Annotated in this window: 20 protein-coding genes; 18 read left to right on the top strand and 2 right to left on the bottom strand. The window is 32.5% G+C overall.

Features of this window, described 5'->3' with window-relative positions:
* Positions 1-205: 205 nt before the first annotated feature.
* Together ligA and J2Y38_RS12550 are read left to right on the top strand one after the other, a co-directional pair.
* Positions 206-2,209: an NAD-dependent DNA ligase LigA gene (ligA, locus tag J2Y38_RS12555; RefSeq protein ID WP_309843007.1), complete on the top strand. Its 2,004-nt coding sequence runs from the start codon at positions 206-208 to the stop codon at positions 2,207-2,209.
* Positions 2,199-2,894: a hypothetical protein gene (locus J2Y38_RS12550; RefSeq protein ID WP_309843006.1), complete on the top strand. Its 696-nt coding sequence runs from the start codon at positions 2,199-2,201 to the stop codon at positions 2,892-2,894. Before ligA ends, J2Y38_RS12550 begins: the two co-directional genes overlap by 11 nt.
* Here J2Y38_RS12550 and J2Y38_RS12545 read toward each other — a convergent pair.
* Together J2Y38_RS12545 and J2Y38_RS12540 are read right to left on the bottom strand one after the other, a co-directional pair.
* Positions 2,880-3,791: a metallophosphatase gene (locus J2Y38_RS12545; RefSeq protein WP_309843004.1), complete on the bottom strand. Its 912-nt coding sequence runs from the start codon at positions 3,789-3,791 to the stop codon at positions 2,880-2,882. The genes J2Y38_RS12550 and J2Y38_RS12545 overlap by 15 nt on opposite strands.
* A 112-nt stretch (positions 3,792-3,903) precedes the next feature.
* Positions 3,904-4,683: a 5'-nucleotidase gene (locus J2Y38_RS12540; RefSeq protein ID WP_309843003.1), complete on the bottom strand. Its 780-nt coding sequence runs from the start codon at positions 4,681-4,683 to the stop codon at positions 3,904-3,906.
* A 46-nt stretch (positions 4,684-4,729) separates the two neighbouring features.
* Here J2Y38_RS12540 and J2Y38_RS12535 point away from each other — a divergent pair, with 46 nt between their 5' ends.
* The 16 genes from J2Y38_RS12535 to J2Y38_RS12460 all read left to right on the top strand — a co-directional run bounded on the left by J2Y38_RS12535 (position 4,730) and on the right by J2Y38_RS12460 (position 20,604).
* Entirely contained in the window at positions 4,730-5,242 is a 513-nt protein-coding gene (locus tag J2Y38_RS12535) for a DUF6913 domain-containing protein (protein WP_309842999.1), read from the top strand.
* 16 nt (positions 5,243-5,258) lie between these two features.
* The gene (gene dapA, locus J2Y38_RS12530) at positions 5,259-6,140 is read left to right on the top strand and encodes a 4-hydroxy-tetrahydrodipicolinate synthase (RefSeq protein ID WP_309842996.1); all 882 of its coding nucleotides are present in this window, start codon (positions 5,259-5,261) and stop codon (positions 6,138-6,140) included.
* A 139-nt stretch (positions 6,141-6,279) separates the two neighbouring features.
* Positions 6,280-7,074 carry an outer membrane protein assembly factor BamD gene (locus J2Y38_RS12525; protein WP_309842993.1) on the top strand — a complete coding sequence of 265 codons (795 nt, stop codon included), beginning with the start codon at positions 6,280-6,282 and terminating at the stop codon, positions 7,072-7,074.
* A gap of 9 nt (positions 7,075-7,083) precedes the next feature.
* Positions 7,084-7,401: a DNA-directed RNA polymerase subunit omega gene (locus tag J2Y38_RS12520; RefSeq protein WP_007807938.1), complete on the top strand. Its 318-nt coding sequence runs from the start codon at positions 7,084-7,086 to the stop codon at positions 7,399-7,401.
* Between the two features lie 9 nt (positions 7,402-7,410).
* A complete protein-coding gene (gene coaBC, locus J2Y38_RS12515) occupies positions 7,411-8,625 on the top strand; it encodes a bifunctional phosphopantothenoylcysteine decarboxylase/phosphopantothenate--cysteine ligase CoaBC (RefSeq protein ID WP_309842974.1) in 1,215 nt (404 codons plus the stop codon).
* Between the two features lie 69 nt (positions 8,626-8,694).
* On the top strand, positions 8,695-9,585 hold the full coding sequence (locus tag J2Y38_RS12510; RefSeq protein ID WP_309842971.1) for a DUF4835 family protein: 891 nt from the start codon (positions 8,695-8,697) through the stop codon (positions 9,583-9,585).
* Between the two features lie 54 nt (positions 9,586-9,639).
* The gene (gene recN / locus J2Y38_RS12505; RefSeq protein ID WP_309842968.1) at positions 9,640-11,292 is read left to right on the top strand and encodes a DNA repair protein RecN; all 1,653 of its coding nucleotides are present in this window, start codon (positions 9,640-9,642) and stop codon (positions 11,290-11,292) included.
* Positions 11,293-11,392: 100 nt separating this feature from the next.
* Positions 11,393-12,583, top strand: a complete 1,191-nt coding sequence (fabV, locus tag J2Y38_RS12500; protein WP_073482174.1) for an enoyl-ACP reductase FabV — start codon at positions 11,393-11,395, stop codon at positions 12,581-12,583.
* Between the two features lie 120 nt (positions 12,584-12,703).
* Entirely contained in the window at positions 12,704-13,702 is a 999-nt protein-coding gene (locus tag J2Y38_RS12495; protein WP_309842964.1) for a glycosyltransferase, read from the top strand.
* A gap of 1 nt (position 13,703) precedes the next feature.
* Entirely contained in the window at positions 13,704-14,300 is a 597-nt protein-coding gene (gene coaE, locus J2Y38_RS12490) for a dephospho-CoA kinase (RefSeq protein ID WP_309842961.1), read from the top strand.
* A gap of 59 nt (positions 14,301-14,359) precedes the next feature.
* Entirely contained in the window at positions 14,360-15,946 is a 1,587-nt protein-coding gene (locus tag J2Y38_RS12485; RefSeq protein WP_309842960.1) for a HAMP domain-containing sensor histidine kinase, read from the top strand.
* Positions 15,947-15,949: 3 nt separating this feature from the next.
* On the top strand, positions 15,950-16,666 hold the full coding sequence (locus tag J2Y38_RS12480) for a response regulator transcription factor (RefSeq protein WP_012025443.1): 717 nt from the start codon (positions 15,950-15,952) through the stop codon (positions 16,664-16,666).
* Positions 16,667-17,403: 737 nt separating this feature from the next.
* The gene (locus J2Y38_RS12475) at positions 17,404-18,795 is read left to right on the top strand and encodes an RtcB family protein (RefSeq protein WP_309842954.1); all 1,392 of its coding nucleotides are present in this window, start codon (positions 17,404-17,406) and stop codon (positions 18,793-18,795) included.
* A 12-nt stretch (positions 18,796-18,807) separates the two neighbouring features.
* Positions 18,808-19,413, top strand: a complete 606-nt coding sequence (locus J2Y38_RS12470) for a hypothetical protein (protein ID WP_309842951.1) — start codon at positions 18,808-18,810, stop codon at positions 19,411-19,413.
* Positions 19,401-20,090 (top strand): peptide chain release factor H, encoded by a 690-nt coding sequence (gene prfH / locus J2Y38_RS12465; protein WP_309842948.1) that lies wholly within the window; start codon positions 19,401-19,403, stop codon positions 20,088-20,090. Before J2Y38_RS12470 ends, prfH begins: the two co-directional genes overlap by 13 nt.
* Entirely contained in the window at positions 20,077-20,604 is a 528-nt protein-coding gene (locus J2Y38_RS12460) for a hypothetical protein (RefSeq protein ID WP_309842946.1), read from the top strand. The genes prfH and J2Y38_RS12460 overlap by 14 nt, the downstream gene beginning before the upstream one ends.
* Positions 20,605-20,684: the final 80 nt, after the last annotated feature.

The raw sequence follows: 20,684 nt of genomic DNA, 5'->3' as shown, positions 1-20,684 counted from the left end.
TATAGAACGTGGAAACCATTTGGAAGTTGGTTTTTTAAAATTCTTTTTTAAGAATAATGGACAAGGAGAAAATCAGGCCGCAAATTTTTGCTGCCTGATTTTTGATTTTATAAAACTTTTGTGTTTAATGTTATTTGAACAAAAATAATCCTAATTTTGATATTCATTTATTTTCAAATCAAAATCAGCATTATTTTACCAGTTTATGAGTATTCAGGAAACCATTCAAACATTAAGAGACGAACTTAATCAGCACAATTACAACTACTATGTGTTGGATAACGCCACAATTTCTGATTACGATTTTGATATTAAACTAAAAGAACTTCAGGATTTAGAAAATAAACATCCGGAATTTTTTGATGAAGATTCGCCAACCCAAAGAGTAGGTGGGGCCGTAACAAAAAACTTCAAAACCATTGCACACCAATACAGAATGTATTCCCTTGATAATTCCTATTCGAAAGAAGATTTAATCGATTGGGAAAACAGAATTCAGCGTGTATTAGGAAATATAGATTTGCAATATACCTGCGAATTAAAATACGATGGAGCTTCAATCAGTATCTCTTACGAAAACGGAAAACTAGTTCAGGCGTTAACGCGCGGTGACGGTTTTCAGGGAGATGAGGTGACCAATAACATCAAAACAATCAAATCAATTCCAATCAAATTAAAAGGAGATTACCCTGAAAAATTTGACATTCGAGGAGAAATTATTCTTCCTCATGCAGGATTCGAAAAAATGAATCAGGAATTGATCGAAATAGGAGAAACTCCCTATTCAAACCCAAGGAATACAGCATCAGGAAGTTTAAAATTACAAGACAGCGCAGAAGTTGCAAAACGTCCGCTGGAATGTTTATTGTATTTTGTAACAGGAAATAACCTTCCGTTTAAAACCCAATACGAAGGATTAGAATCGGCCAGAAAATGGGGATTCAAAGTGCCAAACGAAGCCAAGTTAGTCAATAACATGCAGGAAGTTTTTGATTTTATTGACTATTGGGACATACATCGTCATCAATTACCTTATGAAACAGACGGTGTTGTAATCAAAGTAAACAGCATACATTCTCAGGAAGAATTAGGATATACAGCAAAATCACCACGCTGGGCGATCGCATACAAATTCAAATCAGAGCAGGTTTCAACCAAATTAAAATCAATATCGTACCAAGTTGGGCGCACAGGAGCGATTACTCCCGTGGCAAATTTGGAGCCAGTTCAATTGGCCGGAACCATTGTAAAAAGAGCTTCTCTTCATAATGCAGACCAAATTGAAAAACTGGATATTAGAATAAATGATACCGTTTTTGTTGAAAAAGGAGGAGAGATTATCCCAAAAATTATCGCTGTAGATTTAGACAAACGTCCAGAAAATTCAGAAATAACACATTACATCACACATTGTCCGGAATGTCAAACCGAATTGGTTCGAAATGCCGGAGAAGCAAACCATTACTGTCCGAATTTTTACGGTTGCCCTCCGCAGATTATCGGAAGAGTACAGCATTATATTTCGAGAAAAGCAATGGATATTGAAGGATTGGGCGGAGAAACTGTGGCGCTGCTCTTCAAAAATAATTTAGTGCACAATTACGCCGATTTATATGAATTAAAAGTTGAAGACATTCTTCATTTAGAAAGAATGGCGCAAAAATCAGCTGAAAATTTGGTAAAAGGAGTAGAAAAATCAAAAGAAATTCCATTTGAAAGCGTATTGTTTGCACTCGGAATTCGTTTTGTTGGAGAAACCGTAGCCAAAAAGCTGGCCAAACATTATAAAAATATCGACGCTTTAAGTCAGGCATCTTTAATGGATTTAATTTTGGTAGATGAAATTGGAGAAAGAATAGCCAAAAGCGTAATAGAATTTTTTGAAAACGAAGAAAATAAAATCATAATTGAACGTCTTAAAAGTTATGGAGTTCAATTTGAAACCGTAGAAAGAATAAACCCAAATGCTACCGAGAAATTTATTGGAAAAACTTTTGTTGTTTCAGGAGTTTTCAGCCAATTTTCGAGAGACGATTTAAAAAAGACAATTGAAGATAACGGTGGAAAAGTAGGAAGTTCAATTTCTGCAAAAACCGACTTTGTCGTGGCGGGAGATAATATGGGACCGGCTAAATTAGAAAAAGCAAATAAATTGAATATTCCGATACTATCTGAAGATGATTTTATAACTAAACTGAATGAAGGCTAATAAACCATCGTTAATTTTATTCTTCCTGGCGTTACTGTTTACAATTATTTTTGATTGGACAGAACAAGATTTCCTTGCAATTTATGCAAAGGCAATAGTGCTGCCTGCCATTTTTATTTATTTTTTAATAAGCAGTGAATTCAAAATCAAAAAAACAGAAAGCTTTATTTTTCTATTCTGCTTTATAGGTCAGGTTTTTGACCTTATGGATGTTGAGGTTTCAGAGATTGGCGCCGTAATAAGTTTTCTTGTTGTCTACGCCCTAATCATGAAGCTTTTTATAGTAGAACACGAAAAAATTAAACTACAAAAAAAGGATATTTTGCCAATATCCTTAGTAATAATTTTTATCGTTTATCTGCTTATTTCAGTACTCAGTATGAAATTTGACAACACTAAAAAGTTTGATTATATCTATATCATCTACGGAATAATTCTCAGTTATATAAGTTATTTCTCTTTTGTAAGTTATATTACAAAAGGTACATTCATAACCCTATTAATGTCATTAATGGCAGTAAGTTATATATTTTCAGATATATTCTACATCTTCAACGAATACTTTTCACACTCTGTAGTTTTAGTTTTAATTCGTGATATAACACAAATTTTAGCCTACTACTTTATGGTAGAATATTTCCTCGAAAAAATAAAAATGCATAAAAGAGCCTTATACAATAATTGATTTCGCTTGATTGCTGTGCGCTTTATCCTTATCAAAATAAAAATCGATACGGCCTAAATTGATTCCGTAACAGCCAACCTGATTAACCAATACCTCTTTTCCGTCTTTGTTTTTTACAACAGTAGGTTTATCAAGAAAAGTATGCGTATGTCCGCCAATAATTAAATCAATATCCTGCGTAAGTTCTGCAAATTTTAAATCAGAAATTTTCGAAGGCTCATCTTTATATTTATATCCAAGATGCGAAAGACAAATTACCAAATCGCATTTTTCTTCCTGTTTTAATAAACGTGTCATATCCTGAGCAATTTCAACAGGATTATTATAAACTGTTTCCTTATATAATTGTTTGTCAACCAAACCCTGAAGTTCAATACCTACACCAAAAACACCCACTTTGATTCCGTTTTTATTGAAAATTTTATACGGTTTCACCAAACCATTCATTACGGTATTTTTAAAATCGTAATTAGAATTTATAAATTCAAAAGTAGCATGTGGCATTTGAGCGTATAAACCATCAAGACCGTTGTCGAAATCATGATTTCCAATAGTTGACGCATCATATTTCATCATACTCATCAGCTTAAATTCCAATTCACCTCCATAATAATTAAAATACGGAGTTCCCTGAAAAATATCACCCGCATCTAACAAAAGAACATTTGGATTTTCCCTGCGAATCGTTTCAATAAGTGCCGCACGACGAGAAACGCCACCCTTATTTGGGTTACGCGGATCATCAGCCGGAAACGGATCTATATGACTATGAACATCGTTTGTATGCAGAACAGTTAAGTGTTTTATATCGTTATTTCCAAAACTGCTCAATGACAATCCCAAACTTAATAAGGCAGTACTTGCAGCTGTTTTTTCGATAAATTCTCTTCTTTTCATTTTATATATTTTTTGCGGGGAACTTTATATTTTGGTGATTTTTTTGGCCACGAATTTTAAACTATCAAAAAAATAATTCGTGTAAATTCGTGCAATTCGTGGCAAACTTTTTTTACTCTTCTGTAATACGAATATCTCTAGGAACCGGAATCGTATCAACTTCCTTGAAATAATCAATTAAAACATTTCGAAGTTTATAATTCAAATCATATTTCTGAATGTTTTTTGCAAAGAAACTCATATTGTCGCCGCCATTTGCCAAATAATCATTTGTAGCAACATAATACGTTTTATTAACGTCAAGCGGTTTTCCCTGAACCAGGATATTTTTTGCCGTATTATCTTTTGCAATAGTAAAAGTCATACCAGACAAAGGATGCGGTTTTTTCTCTCTTATTATATAAGATGTAATTTCTAAAATTTGTTCACCTTTTAAAGCCAGAACAACCATATTATTTTCAAAAGGCATAATTTCAAAAGCAGATCTCGTCGTAACATTTCCTTTAGGTAAAATTGCCCTGATACCGCCATGATTTAAAAAACATATATCGATACTTTTATTTTCACGCGTTTGAAAAACTTTATTGCCTCTTTCTAAGCAGACATCGGCCAATAAATTTCCAATAGAAGTCTGCCATTTTCCAGTACTTTTATCAAGAGTTTCTGGACAATATGCCAAAACGCTGTCTAAATCCTTATTAATATGATCGCGATAAGGTTTAATAAATTTCTCAATTTCTGGAGTTTGTGCACTATTTTCTGCGACTGGAATCTGTTTTCCTTCTATCTTCGTTAAATTATAATTCTTAGGACTGCAAGAAATTATTGTAGTTAGTGTTAAGAATATAACAAAAAGTTTTAAAAATCGGTTATACTTTTTTAGTTTTACCATTTTAAATGCGGCTTAAATAATTAATTTTGTAATTCGTAAAAGTACTATGTTTTTAGATTATATAAGAGAATTTTTTGTAAAAAAATCATTAAAAAATAACCTGAATACTATCAAAAACGAGGTTTTTACAAGCAATATACAAACCATTGGTTTGCTGGTTGATGAGAGTAATTTTAGACATTCGAAAGAGTTAATAAAAGAACTTGAGTTGAATGGAATTTCTCCGGAAAACATAAAAATTGCTGCGTACAGACGTAAATTCGACAAGAAAAAAGAGTACTCAAGACCAACTTTCGGTAAAAAACATATCGATTGGAGAGGGCAGATTACAGAAGTTTTTTTAAATGAATTTATCGATACAGAATTTGATCTTTTGATTAGTTATTATGAAGAGGAAACTCCCATTTTAATGATGATCACAAGTAAGTCAAAAGCAAAATTTAAAGTAGGATTTTCTTCGGTCGATGAAAAATTAAATCGATGGATGATTAGTACTACAATGGAACAGTATAAACTTTTCATTACAGAATTGTTTAAGTATTTAAAAAGTATAAAATAAAATTATAAATCAAAATATGCAATCATTAATAGGAACTGGTGTTGCGCTTGTAACCCCATTTAAAAAAGACTTTTCAGTAGATATCGAAGCGTTGCAGCGTGTCGTTAACTTTTCGATTGACGGAGGAGTTGAATATCTTGTCGTTATGGGAACTACAGCAGAAAATGCTACCTTAACACAAGAAGAAAAAGAGTTAGTTATCAGCACCGTAATTGATGTTAATAAAGGAAGACTGCCATTAGTTCTTGGAGTTGGAGGAAATAACACCATGCAGATTGTTGAAGAATTAAAAACAAGAGATTTTTCTGCTTTCGAAGCCATACTTTCAGTTTCACCATATTATAATAAACCAACTCAGGAAGGAATTTATCAGCACTTTAAAGCAATTGCAGAAGCATCTCCGCTTCCTGTAATATTATATAACGTTCCGGCAAGAACATCAAGTAATATGCTTCCGTCGACAGTTGTTCGTTTAGCAAATGATTTTAAAAATATCGTAGCTATAAAAGAAGCGGCAGGAGACATGGCTCAGGCATTAAAACTTATAAAAGATACTCCAAAAGATTTTCTGGTAATTTCCGGAGATGATATGATTGCTTTACCTATCGTTTTAGCGGGCGGTGCAGGTGTAATTTCAGTAATTGGACAAGGTTTTCCAAAAGAATTTTCAGAAATGATTCGCTTAGGACTGAATAAAAAAGCCGTTGAAGCGTTTAAAACACAATATTTTTTAGCAGATTGTATTGATATGATTTTCGAACAAGGAAATCCTGCCGGAATAAAACAAGTCTTTCAAGCCCTTGGTATTGCTGAAAATGTGGTGCGTTTACCTCTGGTTTCTGTAGATGACGCTTTAGCAGCAAGATTAAATGAGTTTGTAAAAAATAGCATTAAATAATTGTTAAAGTGTTAGTATTATAAGATACTAAAAAATTATTTTGCAGTCGCTAAATTAATGACTAAATTTGCACCCGAAAGCTTCGGTGTGATTTTTACTTTGGCATAATGTCTAAGAAAATCATAATAAAAGTAAATAAATGAAAAAAATAGTATCTCTATTAATTGTTGTAGCCCTTTTTTGTTCTTGTAGTGATTACCAAAAGGCATTAAAAAATGAAGATGTTGCAGCAAAGTTCGAAGTGGCGACAAAAATGTACGAATCAGGCAAGTATAATAAAGCCATTCGTCTTTTTGAACAATTAGCGCCAACATATAGAGGTAAACCTCAGGCTGAAAAACTTTTTTATATGTTTTCACAGTCTTATTACAAAACAAAACAATATTATCTGGCAGGATACCAGTTTGAAAGTTTTGTTTCAGGATATCCGCGAAGCGAAAAAGTACAGGAATGTGCTTATTTAGGAGCTTACAGTTATTCAAAATTATCTCCGGTTTACAGTTTAGATCAGGCAGATACCGTAAAAGCTTTAGAGAAATTACAAGCATTTATTGATAATTATCCAAATTCAGAATACATACCTGAGGCAAATAAAACAGTGCAGGTTTTGAATGGGAAATTAGAGAAAAAAGCATACGAAAATGCTAAAGGATACAATACAATTTCAGATTATAAATCAGCTCTTGTAGCTTTTGATAATTTTATAGCTGATTTTCCAGGGACTCCTTTTAAAGAAGACGCTTTGTTTTACAAATATGATTCAGCATATAAGTTAGCAATAAACAGTGTTCCTTCAAAAATGGAAGAACGTTTAAATATTGCAAAAACAGCTTACGCAAACTTAATCAAGTATAAAAGCGATACAAAATATAAAAAAGAGGCAGACGAAATGAATGCCAGAGTTGAAACGGATTTACAAAAATATACTAAATAAAAATAAGTCATGGATTTAAAAAAGACGAATGCTCCTGTTAACACAATAACTTACAATAAAACAGTTATTGAAGAGCCAACAGGAAATGTGTATGAAGCAATTACCATTATGGCTAAAAGAGCAAACCAAATTAATTCTGAAATTAAAAAAGAATTAACTGAGAAATTAGAAGAGTTTGCAACTTACAATGACAGTCTTGAAGAAGTTTTTGAAAATAAAGAACAAATTGAAGTTTCTAAATTTTACGAAAAATTACCAAAACCACACGCTTTAGCTGTTCAGGAATGGTTAGACGGAAAAACTTACCACAGAGGTTCAAACAAATAATATAGTATAATGTCAGTTTTAAACGGAAAAAAGATTTTACTGGGAGTTTCCGGTGGAATTGCAGCGTATAAAACAGCCTCATTAGTACGACTTTTTATAAAAGCAGGTGCACATGTCCAAGTGATAATGACACCTGCTTCTAAGGATTTTGTAACCCCGCTTACATTATCTACCTTATCAAAAAATCCTGTACATTCCAGTTTCTTTAACGATGACAATGAAGATGCTGTATGGAATAATCACGTTGAATTAGGCCTTTGGGCAGATTTGATGCTGATTGCTCCTGCAACAGCAAATACAATGTCAAAAATGGCAACAGGTAATTGTGATAATCTTCTAATTGCTATATACTTATCGGCTAAATGTCCAGTTTATTTTGCTCCCGCAATGGACTTGGACATGTACAAGCATCCCTCTACAATTTCTAGTTTCAATGCCTTAAAGCAATTCGGGAATATAATTATTCCCGCTGAAAAAGGAGAATTAGCAAGTGGTTTATCTGGAGAAGGCCGAATGGCTGAACCTGAAAACATTATAGCTTTTCTTGAAGCAGATTTAGAAAGCAAATTACCCCTTAAAGGAAAAAAAATACTAATAACTGCAGGTCCAACATACGAAGCAATAGATCCCGTACGTTTTATAGGAAATCATTCTTCTGGAAAAATGGGATTTGATATTGCAAATGCAGCAGCTAATCTTGGAGCACAGGTTGTTTTAGTTTCAGGACCAACACATTATAAAGCTAAAAATCCTTCGATTGAAGTTATAAATATAATGTCGGCGCAGGAAATGTACGATGCCTGCCACAAACATTTTAATGATTCTGATGCAGCAATTGCAGCAGCGGCTGTAGCAGATTACAAACCAAAAGAGGTTGCATTGCAAAAGATTAAGAAAAATGCAAGTGAGTTTTCGATTGAATTAGAGAAAACAAAAGACATTTTATCCTCTTTAGGGGCTATTAAAAAGAATCAATTTTTAATAGGTTTTGCTCTTGAAACAGAAAATGAAATTGAAAATGCTAAGCTGAAAATCCAGAAAAAAAACTTAGATTTGATAGTTCTAAATTCTTTGCAGGATGAAGGTGCCGGTTTTAAAAAAGAAACCAATAAAGTAACATTTATTGATAAAAACTTTAATATCGAGCCAATGGAATTAAAATCGAAAGAATTTGTAGCAGTCGATATTTTAAACAAAGTGATTTCGCATTTTTCAAAATCATAAAGATTTAAAATATTTTATAAAAAGTAAGAATAGTTGTTCTATTTTTGCTACTAATAAAATTTTATTTGTATGAACAAAATAGTTACACTTTTCGTATTTTTTATTTTTGGCTTTACTCAGGCGCAGCAGCTAAATTGTACAGTAACTATTAATACTGAAAGGCTTCCTACACCAAATCAGCAGGTTTTTAAAACACTGCAGACCTCTTTATCTGAATTTGTAAACAAAACAGACTGGACAGGATCTGGATCTGCTTTAAAACAGCATGAAAGAATTAATTGCTCAATGTATATTACATTGTCCTCCTATAGTTCTGACCAGTTTACAGGAACTATTCAAGTGCAGTCTTCAAGATTAATTTACAATTCGACTTATTCTTCGCCAGTTCTAAATTTTAACGACAAAGACTTTAATTTTAGATACACAGAATACGAGCCATTATTGTTTAATCCAACTGTTTTCGAATCAAATTTAGTATCTGTAGTATCTTTTTACAGTTACATAATTTTGGGTATGGATGCTGATACGTTTCAAAGCGGCGCTGGAAATCAATATTTTGAAACAGCTCAAAACATTGCAAGTGTTGCACAGCAAGGCGGATTTAGAGGATGGAGCCAAACAGACGGGCTTCAAAATCGTTATTATTTAATAACAGATATGCTTTCTCCAATGTATACTGATTTACGTCAGACAACGTTTTTATATCATACAGGTTTAGATACCATGAGCAATGATTTAAAAGGAGCAAAAGAAAAAGTAAAATCTTCTTTATTACTTATTGGAAAAGTAAATTCAGTTAGACCAAATGCATTTTTAACCCGCGTATTTTTTGATGCAAAATCAGATGAGATAGTTTCTATTTTTTCAGGAGGCCCAAGTATTCCTGTTACGGACTTAACAGATATTTTGAATAGAGTTTCGCCTTTAAATAATTCAAAATGGTCGCAAATTAAGTTTTAAAAACTTAATTTTTTTTCCTTTCTTCGTAGCACTTTATTTTTATAATTTCCCTTTATGATAACTTCACTATCGATTAAAAATTATGCTCTGATTGAAAAGCTTTCTATTGATTTTTCAAAAGGTTTTTCTATAATTACTGGTGAAACAGGAGCAGGAAAATCGATTATATTAGGAGCGATTGGACTCGTTTTAGGAAAAAGAGCAGATTTAACTTCATTAAAAAACAAAGAAGAAAAATGTGTTATTGAAGCACATTTTGAAATTTCTAAATACAACTTGAAAGATTTTTTTGCAGAAAATGATCTCGATTATGAAGATGAAACCATAATTAGACGTGAAATTTTGCCTTCGGGAAAATCAAGAGCTTTTATAAACGACAGTCCGGTAAATCTTCAGGAATTACAGGATTTGAGTCTTTTTTTAATAGACATACATTCGCAGCAGCAAACTCAGGAATTGTCTGATGAAACAGTTCAATTTAAAATAATTGATGCTATTGCTGATAATTTTGATACAATTCTAACCTATCAAAATTTGTTAAAACTGTATAAATCAGAGAAATCAAAATTAAATGCTTTACTAAAAAAACAAAGCGATTCAGGAAAAGAGCAGGAATACAATACTTTTTTATTGAATGAATTGGTTTCGGCTAAATTAAAATCTGGAGAACAGGCAGAATTAGAAGCTGATTTTGAAAAACTGAATAACGTCGAAATTATCAAAGAATCAATTGATAAATCGCTTGTAATTGCAAACGAAGAGCAGTTTGGAGTTTTTCATAATCTGAATGAAATTAAAAATGCACTGCAAAAAATTGCGCCGTTTTCAGCAGAATATCAAAACTTTTTTGAACGAATCACTAGTATTTCAATTGAATTTGATGATGTTTCAAAAGAATTGCAAAACGCTTCTGAAAAATTATTAAACGATCCGGAACAATTAGAATTAGTGAGTCAAAAACTGCAGTTAATTTTTAATCTGCAAAAGAAACACCATGTTAATTCTGTAGACGAATTACTTCAAATTCAGGCAGATTTAGGAAATACACTTTTAGAATTAGATAATATCGAAGAAGAAATCGAAACGTTATCTAAATCAATCGAAGAAAAAGCAACAGAATTAGATGCTTTTGCAGCAACAATTCATCAAAATAGAATAAATGCTATTCCGGTATTATCAAATCAGTTAATATCGATTTTAGAAACATTAGGAATGCCAAATGTTCGTTTTAATATGGAACTTTTACCATCTGAAACCTATTTCCAAAACGGAAAAGATGAATTACAGTTTTTGTTTTCTGCTAATAAAGGAACCGATTTTGGCTTATTGAAAAAAGTAGCTTCAGGTGGGGAAATGTCACGTATTATGCTGGCAGTTAAAGCAATTTTAGCACAATATTCGAAACTGCCAACCTTAATTTTTGATGAAATTGACACCGGAGTTTCGGGAGAAATTGCCATTAGAATGGGAGAGATTATGAAAGAAATGAGTGCCAAAATGCAGATTTTTGCGATTACACATTTACCGCAGATTGCGGCAAAAGGAGATTCGCACTTCAAAGTTTCTAAAGCAACAGTAGGCGATCATACGCAGTCAGAATTAAAGTTACTGTCTCAGGACGAAAGAGTTATAGAAATTGCTCAAATGTTATCAGGAGCAGTCGTTTCAGATTCGGCTTTAAATCACGCCAAAGCCTTGTTGAACTAAAGAAATACTTTATATTTGTCATCGAAAAATAATTAAACAAAACAGGCATAAGTTGTCATTTATCTTGATAATGATTAATTTATGAGTAAATAAAAAGAGTATGATTATAGAACCTAGAATGAGAGGATTTATTTGTTTGACTGCCCACCCAAAGGGAGCTGAGCAAAACGTTAAAAATCAAATTGAATATATCAAATCAAAAGGTGCAATTGCCGGAGCAAAAAAAGTATTAGTTATTGGTGCTTCAACAGGTTTCGGATTAGCTTCAAGAATCACAAGTGCTTTCGGATCTGATGCTGCTACAATTGGAGTATTTTTCGAAAAACCACCGGTTGAAGGAAAAACGGCTTCACCAGGATGGTATAACTCTGCAGCTTTTGAAGCAGAAGCTCATAAAGCAGGTCTATATGCAAAAAGTATCAACGGAGATGCTTTTTCAAACGAAATAAAAAGAGAAACTTTAGATTTAATAAAAGCTGATTTAGGACAAGTAGATCTTGTAATTTACAGTTTAGCTTCTCCAGTGCGTACAAACCCTAATACAGGAGTTTTACACCGTTCAGTTTTAAAACCAATTGGACAAACTTTTACAAACAAAACAGTTGATTTTCATACAGGAAATGTAACTGAGGTTTCAATCGCTCCTGCAAACGAGGAAGATATTGAAAACACAGTAGCTGTAATGGGTGGTGAAGACTGGGCAATGTGGATCGATGCTTTAAAAAATGAAAATTTATTGGCAGAAGGTGCTGCAACAGTAGCTTATTCTTATATTGGGCCAGCATTAACAGAAGCTGTTTACCGTAAAGGAACAATTGGTCGTGCAAAAGACCATTTAGAAGCTACTGCATTCACTATTACAGATAACTTAAAATCTATTGGTGGAAAAGCTTATGTTTCTGTAAACAAAGCATTAGTTACACAAGCAAGTTCTGCAATTCCGGTTATTCCATTGTATATTTCTCTTTTATATAAAATCATGAAAGAAGAAGGTATTCACGAAGGATGTATCGAGCAGATTCAGCGTTTATTCCAGGATAGATTATACAACGGTTCTGAAGTTCCTGTTGATGAAAAGGGAAGAATTAGAATTGACGACTGGGAAATGCGTGACGATGTTCAGGCAAAAGTGGCTGAACTTTGGAAAGAAGCTACAACAGAAACGTTACCGGCTATTGGAGACTTAGCAGGTTACAGAAATGATTTCTTAAACTTATTTGGATTTGAATTTGACGGAGTTGACTACAAAGCAGAAGCTAATGAAGTAGTTAATATTGACAGTATCAAATAAAAACATAAATCTTACAGTAAAAACCATCAACCAAAAGTTGGTGGTTTTTTTATGAATATAACCTATCTTTGCTGAAATTTTAAATTTTTAAAATATTCCACTTAAAACCGCATTCCCGCTATGATTTTTTCTTTAATTATACCCGTGTATAATCGTCCGGACGAAGTTGATGAACTTTTAGAAAGTCTTACAAAATCTGATTACAACGAACCTTTTGAAATTGTTCTAGTTGAAGACGGATCATCGATTCCTTGTAAAGATGTTGTAATGAACTATGAAGGAAAATTGAATATCTCATATTATTTTAAACCAAATTCTGGTCCCGGCGACTCCAGAAATTTTGGAATGCAGAAGGCGAGAGGGGATTATTTTATCATTTTTGATTCTGATTGTATTATTCCACCTAATTATTTAACTGAAGTTCGTAAAGCTTTAGATGAAAAATATGTGGACTGTTTTGGCGGGCCGGATAAAGCTTTGAAAAGTTTTTCGAGTATTCAAAAAGCAATCAATTTTGCAATGACTTCTTTTCTAACTACAGGTGGAATTCGCGGCGGTTCTGAAAAAATTAATAAATTCCAGCCAAGAAGTTTTAATATGGGAATTTCAAAGAAAGCTTTTGAAGCTTCAAAAGGCTTTGGAAACATTCATCCCGGCGAAGATCCAGACTTATCGATCCGTTTATGGAACTTAGGATTTGAAACCAGACTCTTTTCTGAGGCTTTTGTGTACCACAAACGTAGGATTGACTGGGAAAAATTCTCCATTCAGGTAAAAAAATTCGGTATAGCAAGACCAATATTAAACAGTTGGTATCCAGAACATAATAAGCTTACTTTCTTCTTTCCAACCGTATTTATTGTAGGTTTATTGATAGCTTTTTTACTATTAATTTTCAATATTGATATTTTATTACAATTATATTTTGTATATTTCGTTATTATTTTTCTTACAGCAAGTATTCAAAATAAAAGTATCAAAATTGGGTATTTATCGGTTATTGCTGTTTGGAAACAATTTTACGGTTACGGAACTGGATTTTTGGAATCTTTTGTAAAAGTGATTTTATTAAAGAAGAAACCACAAGAAGCTTTTCCTCGTATGTTTTTTAAAATATAATATGACAAAAATTATCGGCTTGACCGGCGGAATAGGAAGCGGCAAAACAACAATCACTGCTTTTTTTAAGGAAATGGGAATTCCTGTTTACATCGCAGATGATGAAGCTAAAAAGATAATGCAGTCAGCAGAAATTATTGCTGCAATAAAAAATGCTTTTGGAGAATCGCTCTTTGAAAATAATGTTTTAAACCGGGCAAAATTAGCTGATATTGTTTTTAATGATGCAGATAAATTAACAGTTTTAAATTCGATTGTACATCCTGCAGTAAAAAAGGATTTTCAATTTTGGCTCTCTCAAAATAAAAACGAACCTTTTGTAGTTTACGAAGCGGCCATTTTATTTGAAAGCGGAAAATACAAAGAATTTGATTATATAGTTACCGTTACTGCTCCAGAAGAATTAAGAATTGAAAGAGTGATGAAGCGTGATAATACAACACGCGAACACGTTTTAAGCAGAATGAAAATGCAGTGGGATGATAAAAAACGAATTTCTTTGAGCAATTTTGTTATTAATAACGGTAATCTTAAAATTGCTAAAGAAGAAGTAGTTGAAATTCTTAAAATTTTGAAAATAAAACAAAAACAGTCTTAAATGTTAATATTTGGTTAATGTATTATTTAGTATATTGTTAAAATATTAATTTTGTTTCGATGAATAAATTATTTTTTAGAATACTTGTTTTACTGATGAGTTTGTCCTTAATAGGGATAATTCTAGTGCAGGTATTTTGGTTTAACTCTTCATTTAAAAATAACGAAGAGCAATTTAAATACCACGTTACCCAAGTTATCGGAAATGTAGCTGACAAGCTTGAACAGCAAGAAGAATACAGTTTTTACGATAAATACAACCGCATAAAAGACAGTACCGGTAAAATTCCTAAAAAAGAGGACTTACTTCAAGTGTTTTATGTGCAGAGAAATGCAAAAACAAATAAAACAATTGTTTATTCTAATACGCTGACTTCTGAAGATTACGATATAAGCGGATCGTTTTTTAATAAAAAATTCAGTAGTGAGCGATTTAAGAATTTCAGCTCTAAAAGAGTAACCGAAGTATATAATAACAATAACGGAATTGATAATAACAATTTAGGTCAAAGTATAATACCGGACCTTACAATTGAAAAATCAGGAAGTTTAGATATTTTAAATAAAGTTCAGCAGCAAATTCAGTATAAAGATATTGCGTCCTTAACTCCAATTGAAGGTAGAATTACTAAAGATAAACTTTCTAAGCTTTTAAAGAAAGAATTACAAGAGTACGGAGTTAAAACCAAATTTGAATTTGGAATTTATAGTAGCGGTGTTCCAACCAAAATTAAATCGGATGGATTTCACTACGATAAAGAAGCAACTTATAATATTCCGATATATACTGATAACGAAGGAAATAGCAGATATGAATTGTCAGTTACATTTCCTCATAAAAAGAAATTTTTATTATCTGAATTATTAAGTATTACTATTTTATCAATAGTTTTTACATTAATTATAATAGTTGCATACACGAGTGCCTTGAATCAATTATTGCGTCAGAAACATATTTCTGAAATCAAAACAGATTTTATAAATAATATGACGCACGAGTTTAAAACTCCAATTGCGACAATAAATTTAGCACTTGATGCGATTAGAAACCCTAAAATTATCGAAGATAAAGACAAAGTTTATAGATATCTTCAAATGATAAGGGATGAAAATAAAAGAATGCATGCGCAGGTTGAGAACGTTTTGCGTATTTCTAAACTAGAAAAACGAGAACTTGATATTACTAAAGAACCAACCGTGGTGACAGATGTAATTGACGATGCAATTGAGCATGTAAATTTGATTTTAGAAGATAGAAAAGGTACAGTAGTAAAACATTATAATGCAGCAAGAACGACTTGTTTGATTAATGAAGTTCATTTTACAAACGTTCTGGTTAATATTTTAGAGAATGCCATAAAATATTCACCTGATATTCCTGAAATCGAAATTTTTACTGAAAATGTAAAAGACATGATTTTGATAAAAGTAAGAGATCATGGATTGGGAATGAGTAAGATAGCTCAAAAGCGAGTGTTCGAGAAGTTTTATAGAGAGCACACTGGAGACCTTCATAATGTAAAAGGGCACGGCTTAGGTCTTGCATACGTAAAAAGAATTGTAGAGGACCATAATGGTCAAGTATATGTTGAAAGCGAAAAAGGAAAAGGTAGCACCTTTATAATAAAAATACCATTAATAAATTAAAATATGGAAAATACTAACAAAAGAATACTTTTAGTAGAAGATGACCTAAATTTTGGGGCGGTTCTTAAAGATTATCTAATGTTAAATGACTTTGAAGTTACTTTAGCTAAAAACGGTATGGAAGGTTTCGAGAAATTCAAGAAGGATGTGTATGATTTATGTATTCTCGATGTAATGATGCCTTATAAAGATGGTTATACTTTAGCAAAAGAAATTAGAGAAAAAAACAGTGAAGTGCCAATTATCTTCTTGACGGCAAAATCTATGAAAGAAGATGTGTTAAAAGGATACAAAGCTGGTGCTGACGATTATTTAAACAAGCCTTTTGACTCAGAAGTTTTATTGATGAAAATCAAAGCGATTATTCAAAGAAAATCAGCTGATACAAAAGCAGAACAAGTACAATTTGAATTTAATATTGGTAAATTCCATTTAAACTCAAAACTTAGATTCCTGACTTTCCAGGATGAAGAGCCAATTAAATTGTCTCCAAAAGAGAATGAATTGCTTAAAATGTTAATTCTTCATGAAAATGATTTAATGCCTAGAGAATTAGCTTTGACTAAAATCTGGAGAGATGACAACTACTTTACTTCAAGAAGTATGGACGTTTACATCGCTAAACTTAGAAAATACCTAAAATCTGATGAAGATGTTGAGATTCTTAACATTCACGGAGAAGGTTTCAGATTAGTTGTAAAAAGCAAAGTTTCTGAATAACGAATTCACCTAAAAACAATACAAAAGCTCTGAGAAATCAGGGCTTTTTTTATGTTTAGAAAGGAAATTAAAGTCGCCAATCTTTGTTTAGATGCACTGCAGTGCATCTCTACATTAAAATATGAATTGTCATGATTTATAGATAACGTAAATTATAGAGACGCACAGCAGTGCGTCTACGCAAAGAGAATCAAGAATCTTTGTCGATATACGCGTGCGATTTCTCCTTTCGGTCGAAATGACAAAAAAGACATAAAATACTAGAATTTTTAATTTTATTTTTACAGCGTTTATTGCTCTCATTTTTAGAATAATAACTTCTTATTTGTTAAAGAATTTAAAGCCAAAAACATTTTTTACACGACTTTTCTGAAAAATAAATTTGGAAATTCAAAAAACAATTCTGAATATTTGCAGACGAAAAAAATAATAACCCTTTAAAAACGAAGAAAAATGTTTGTACTTACATTGACATCACAAAGCTTCACACCAAACGGATTTGGTGCAGCACTTCTTCGTGGCTTATTTCAATCTTAGAAATACATTTTTAGATATATAAAAAAGCCCGAAGACATTTAGTTTCGGGCTTTTTTTATTCTAGACACTTCAAAATTTTCCCGAAGAATATTTTACAAACTATCCGAAAGGATAAAAAATCCGCATGCTTATTTCATTCTTGAATCCTTGATTGGTTTCAATCTGATTTGATTATGCATCAACATAATTATAAAAAATTTATGGGAAATAAATTAACTGGAAAAGACCTGATTAAATTGGGTTTTCCAAAGAACAATTCAATAAATATTGCTTTAGGGCAGATAAACAGATATAGAAAAAGAGAAAAAAAAGAATCTATTCTAATAGAGGCAAAAGACGTTCTGCTGAATCCTGAAAAATTTGAAGGCCACGGAACTTGGGGAAAAGTTGCCGAAGGTTTGATTAAACCGGTTCAGGTAAGAATGCATCAGCTTAAAGCAACAAGAGCTCCTTTTACGATTTTTGGTGAAAATGAAATTGACCAGCAGGCAAAATTTCAATTGTATGATTCGTTGAAACTGCCAATTTCAGTAGCCGGAGCTTTAATGCCAGATGCGCATTCGGGATATGGATTGCCAATTGGCGGAGTTTTAGCAACAGATAACGCTGTGATTCCATACGGAGTTGGAGTTGATATTGGATGCCGAATGAGTCTTTCAATTTTTGATTTGCCAGCGTCGCATTTCAAAGGAAAAGAACATCAGTTAGAATCAATTTTAAAAGACAATACAAAATTCGGGATGAATGAAACACACGCTTCAAGAGTAGATCATGAAGTTTTTCATAAAAGTGAATTTCAGGATATTCCGCTGCTAAAGAATCTTTTGCCAAAAGCTTATAAGCAATTAGGAAGTTCAGGCGGAGGAAACCATTTTGTAGAATTCGGAATTGCTAAAATTGAAAACCCGGAGAATGAATGGAAGCTTGAAAAAGGCGAATATTTCGCAGTTCTTTCACATAGCGGCTCTCGTGGTTTAGGTGCAAATATTGCGAAGCATTATACTTATTTGGCAACAAAACAATGTCCGTTGCCAAAAAATGTACAGCATTTGGCCTGGCTGGATTTGAATACACACGATGGTCAGGAATATTGGCTGGCAATGAATTTAGCTGGAGAATATGCAAAAGCCTGTCACGATGATATTCATAGACGAATTGCTAAAGCAATAGGAAAAAGAGTAGTGGTTACAATTGAAAACCATCACAATTTTGCATGGAAAGAAATGGTAAACGGTCAGGAATGTATTGTGCACAGAAAAGGAGCAACTCCTGCTGCAGAAGGGCAATTGGGAATTATTCCTGGTTCAATGACTGCTCCAGGTTACATTGTGAAAGGGAAAGGAAATGCAGAGAGTTTAAATTCTGCTTCGCATGGCGCCGGACGTTTATTTTCGAGAGCAAAATGCAAAAGCACTTTTACGCAAAGTGAAATCAAAAAGGTATTGAAAGCAAATGATGTAACCTTGATTGGTGGAAATATTGATGAAGCTCCAATGGCATACAAAGACATTACAAAAGTAATGGCAAACCAAACCGATTTGGTCGAAGTCTTAGGAACTTTTACGCCGAAGATTGTTAGAATGGATCGTTAAAAAAGTAAAATTATGGAAAGATTTCAAGATGAAAATAAATGGTTGGGCAGCTTTGGAGATATTATCAATGTAAAATGCCCAAAGTGTGCTTCAAAAGCAATTGTTAGAAGAACTTTTGTATCTGAATGGTATTACTCTGATAAAAGAATTTTAGAATGTAAAAATTGCTATTATTCTCAAAAAGAAGTAGCTGTAAAGTATCTCGCTTATGTAGATGCATACTGCTGTAATAATGAGGATAAGATACAGTTTCAATCGCAATTACTAAATGAAGAACCAAAACAAATTAAGTTAAAATGCCCGATTTGTAGTGAAGTTAAACATTATAAACCAAGAATTGACATGGTTCCTTTTGTATTTGATAGAGATAATTCTAAGATGTATGATACAAATTTTAATGTAGAAATCTGGTATCAAAAAGATTTTGGGAAATCAATTTTTTGGGCTTACAATCAGGAACATATAGCGTATTTGGAAAGATACATTAAAGCTGGTTTAAGAGAAAGAAATAATAATGGTAGTGGTAATGGAACAATGATTTCAAGACTTCCAAAATTTATAAAAGAAGCGAAAAACAGAGAAAAGCTTCTTAAAATATTAGAAAAATGGAAAGAATAATTCAAATAACAGCGGGTCGTGGACCTGCAGAATGCACTTGGGTTGTCGCCCAAGTGCTTAAAAAAGTGCTGGAAGAAGCACAAGATCAGCAATTAGATGTTGTGTTGCTGCAACGGGAAGTTGGAGAAGAAAACGGAACGGTTGAAACAGCTTCAATTTCTGTAAAAGGAAAAAATGCTGAGAGCTTTGTAAAATCTTGGATTGGAACAATTCAATGGATTGGTCAGAGTCAGTTTAGGAAAATGCACAAACGCAAGAACTGGTTTATTGGAATTTTTGAAATCGAACAGCAAAAAAATACATCAGTTTCGGAAAATGATATTCAATATCAGGCAATGCGAAGTTCGGGAGCAGGCGGTCAGCACGTAAACAAAGTGAGTTCGGCGATTCGGGCGACGCATATTCCAACAGGGATTGCGGTTGTTTCTATGGACAGCCGCTCGCAGCATCAAAACAAAAAACTGGCTACGGAAAGATTATTAAAAAAACTAGAAGACGAGAAATTGGTTCAGCTTAAAAATCACGTGGGGAAACAATGGGAAAATCAGCTGAATATCGAGCGTGGAAATCCTGTTAGAGTTTTTACTGGAAGTGATTTTAAAAAGAATAAAGTAGAGAAAAGTTACAAAGGAACTCGTCAGAAATTAAAAAACGATTTACGACATGAAAACAATTGATAAATACCTTTTTCAGGCTTTGGATAACTATCCGTATTCGCTTGAAGAAACGATTGAGTCTTTAGATTATGCTTTTTCTTATGATGCAAAAAACACAATGGTTTTGTGTTTATACGGAAGAATTCAGGCTGAACAATTAATGAATTATGAAGAGGCAAAACCCTATTTTCAGGAAGCTTTATCGATTAATATTCATGCGCTTGAAGTTTATCCGTATTATTTACAGACTTTAATTTTGAATGAAGATTATGAAGAAGCACAAAAGTTAATTGATTTTGCTTTAACCATAAAAGGGATTAACAAATCTGATATTTACGTTAAAAAAGCAATTCTTTTGGAAGCACAACATGAATTTAAGAATGCATTAAAAGAGATAAAAAATGCTAAACTTCATTCTTTACAATTTGCATACGAATGCAATATTAGCGATGTAGAAAAAAGAATTGAAGGCAAGATGGATTTGCTAAAGAAGAAAAAGAAATCTAAAAAAGATTCTAAAAAGAAATCGAAATGATTTTGATTGAAAGAAAAACGATGCAAGATTGCATCGTTTTTTGTTTGTCACGAATTTCATGAATTCCCACGAATTTTAAA

It is taken from the genome of Flavobacterium sp. 2755 (assembly GCF_031455715.1).
Lineage (GTDB): Bacteria > Bacteroidota > Bacteroidia > Flavobacteriales > Flavobacteriaceae > Flavobacterium.
Note: the sequence above shows the minus strand (reverse complement) of the source record. Positions and strands in the feature narration are given on the sequence as shown.

Coding starts and splice junctions, on each gene's coding strand:
- J2Y38_RS12460 (WP_309842946.1), top strand. CDS start 20,077: ATGAAAACAATTGATAAATACCTTTTTCAGGCTTTGGATAACTATCCG.
- prfH (WP_309842948.1), top strand. CDS start 19,401: ATGGAAAGAATAATTCAAATAACAGCGGGTCGTGGACCTGCAGAATGC.
- J2Y38_RS12535 (WP_309842999.1), top strand. CDS start 4,730: ATGTTTTTAGATTATATAAGAGAATTTTTTGTAAAAAAATCATTAAAA.
- J2Y38_RS12510 (WP_309842971.1), top strand. CDS start 8,695: ATGAACAAAATAGTTACACTTTTCGTATTTTTTATTTTTGGCTTTACT.
- fabV (WP_073482174.1), top strand. CDS start 11,393: ATGATTATAGAACCTAGAATGAGAGGATTTATTTGTTTGACTGCCCAC.
- dapA (WP_309842996.1), top strand. CDS start 5,259: ATGCAATCATTAATAGGAACTGGTGTTGCGCTTGTAACCCCATTTAAA.
- J2Y38_RS12520 (WP_007807938.1), top strand. CDS start 7,084: ATGGATTTAAAAAAGACGAATGCTCCTGTTAACACAATAACTTACAAT.
- ligA (WP_309843007.1), top strand. CDS start 206: ATGAGTATTCAGGAAACCATTCAAACATTAAGAGACGAACTTAATCAG.
- J2Y38_RS12470 (WP_309842951.1), top strand. CDS start 18,808: ATGGAAAGATTTCAAGATGAAAATAAATGGTTGGGCAGCTTTGGAGAT.
- J2Y38_RS12485 (WP_309842960.1), top strand. CDS start 14,360: ATGAATAAATTATTTTTTAGAATACTTGTTTTACTGATGAGTTTGTCC.
- J2Y38_RS12495 (WP_309842964.1), top strand. CDS start 12,704: ATGATTTTTTCTTTAATTATACCCGTGTATAATCGTCCGGACGAAGTT.
- J2Y38_RS12525 (WP_309842993.1), top strand. CDS start 6,280: ATGAAAAAAATAGTATCTCTATTAATTGTTGTAGCCCTTTTTTGTTCT.
- recN (WP_309842968.1), top strand. CDS start 9,640: ATGATAACTTCACTATCGATTAAAAATTATGCTCTGATTGAAAAGCTT.
- J2Y38_RS12540 (WP_309843003.1), bottom strand. CDS start 4,683: ATGGTAAAACTAAAAAAGTATAACCGATTTTTAAAACTTTTTGTTATA.
- J2Y38_RS12475 (WP_309842954.1), top strand. CDS start 17,404: ATGGGAAATAAATTAACTGGAAAAGACCTGATTAAATTGGGTTTTCCA.
- J2Y38_RS12550 (WP_309843006.1), top strand. CDS start 2,199: ATGAAGGCTAATAAACCATCGTTAATTTTATTCTTCCTGGCGTTACTG.
- J2Y38_RS12480 (WP_012025443.1), top strand. CDS start 15,950: ATGGAAAATACTAACAAAAGAATACTTTTAGTAGAAGATGACCTAAAT.
- J2Y38_RS12545 (WP_309843004.1), bottom strand. CDS start 3,791: ATGAAAAGAAGAGAATTTATCGAAAAAACAGCTGCAAGTACTGCCTTA.
- coaBC (WP_309842974.1), top strand. CDS start 7,411: ATGTCAGTTTTAAACGGAAAAAAGATTTTACTGGGAGTTTCCGGTGGA.
- coaE (WP_309842961.1), top strand. CDS start 13,704: ATGACAAAAATTATCGGCTTGACCGGCGGAATAGGAAGCGGCAAAACA.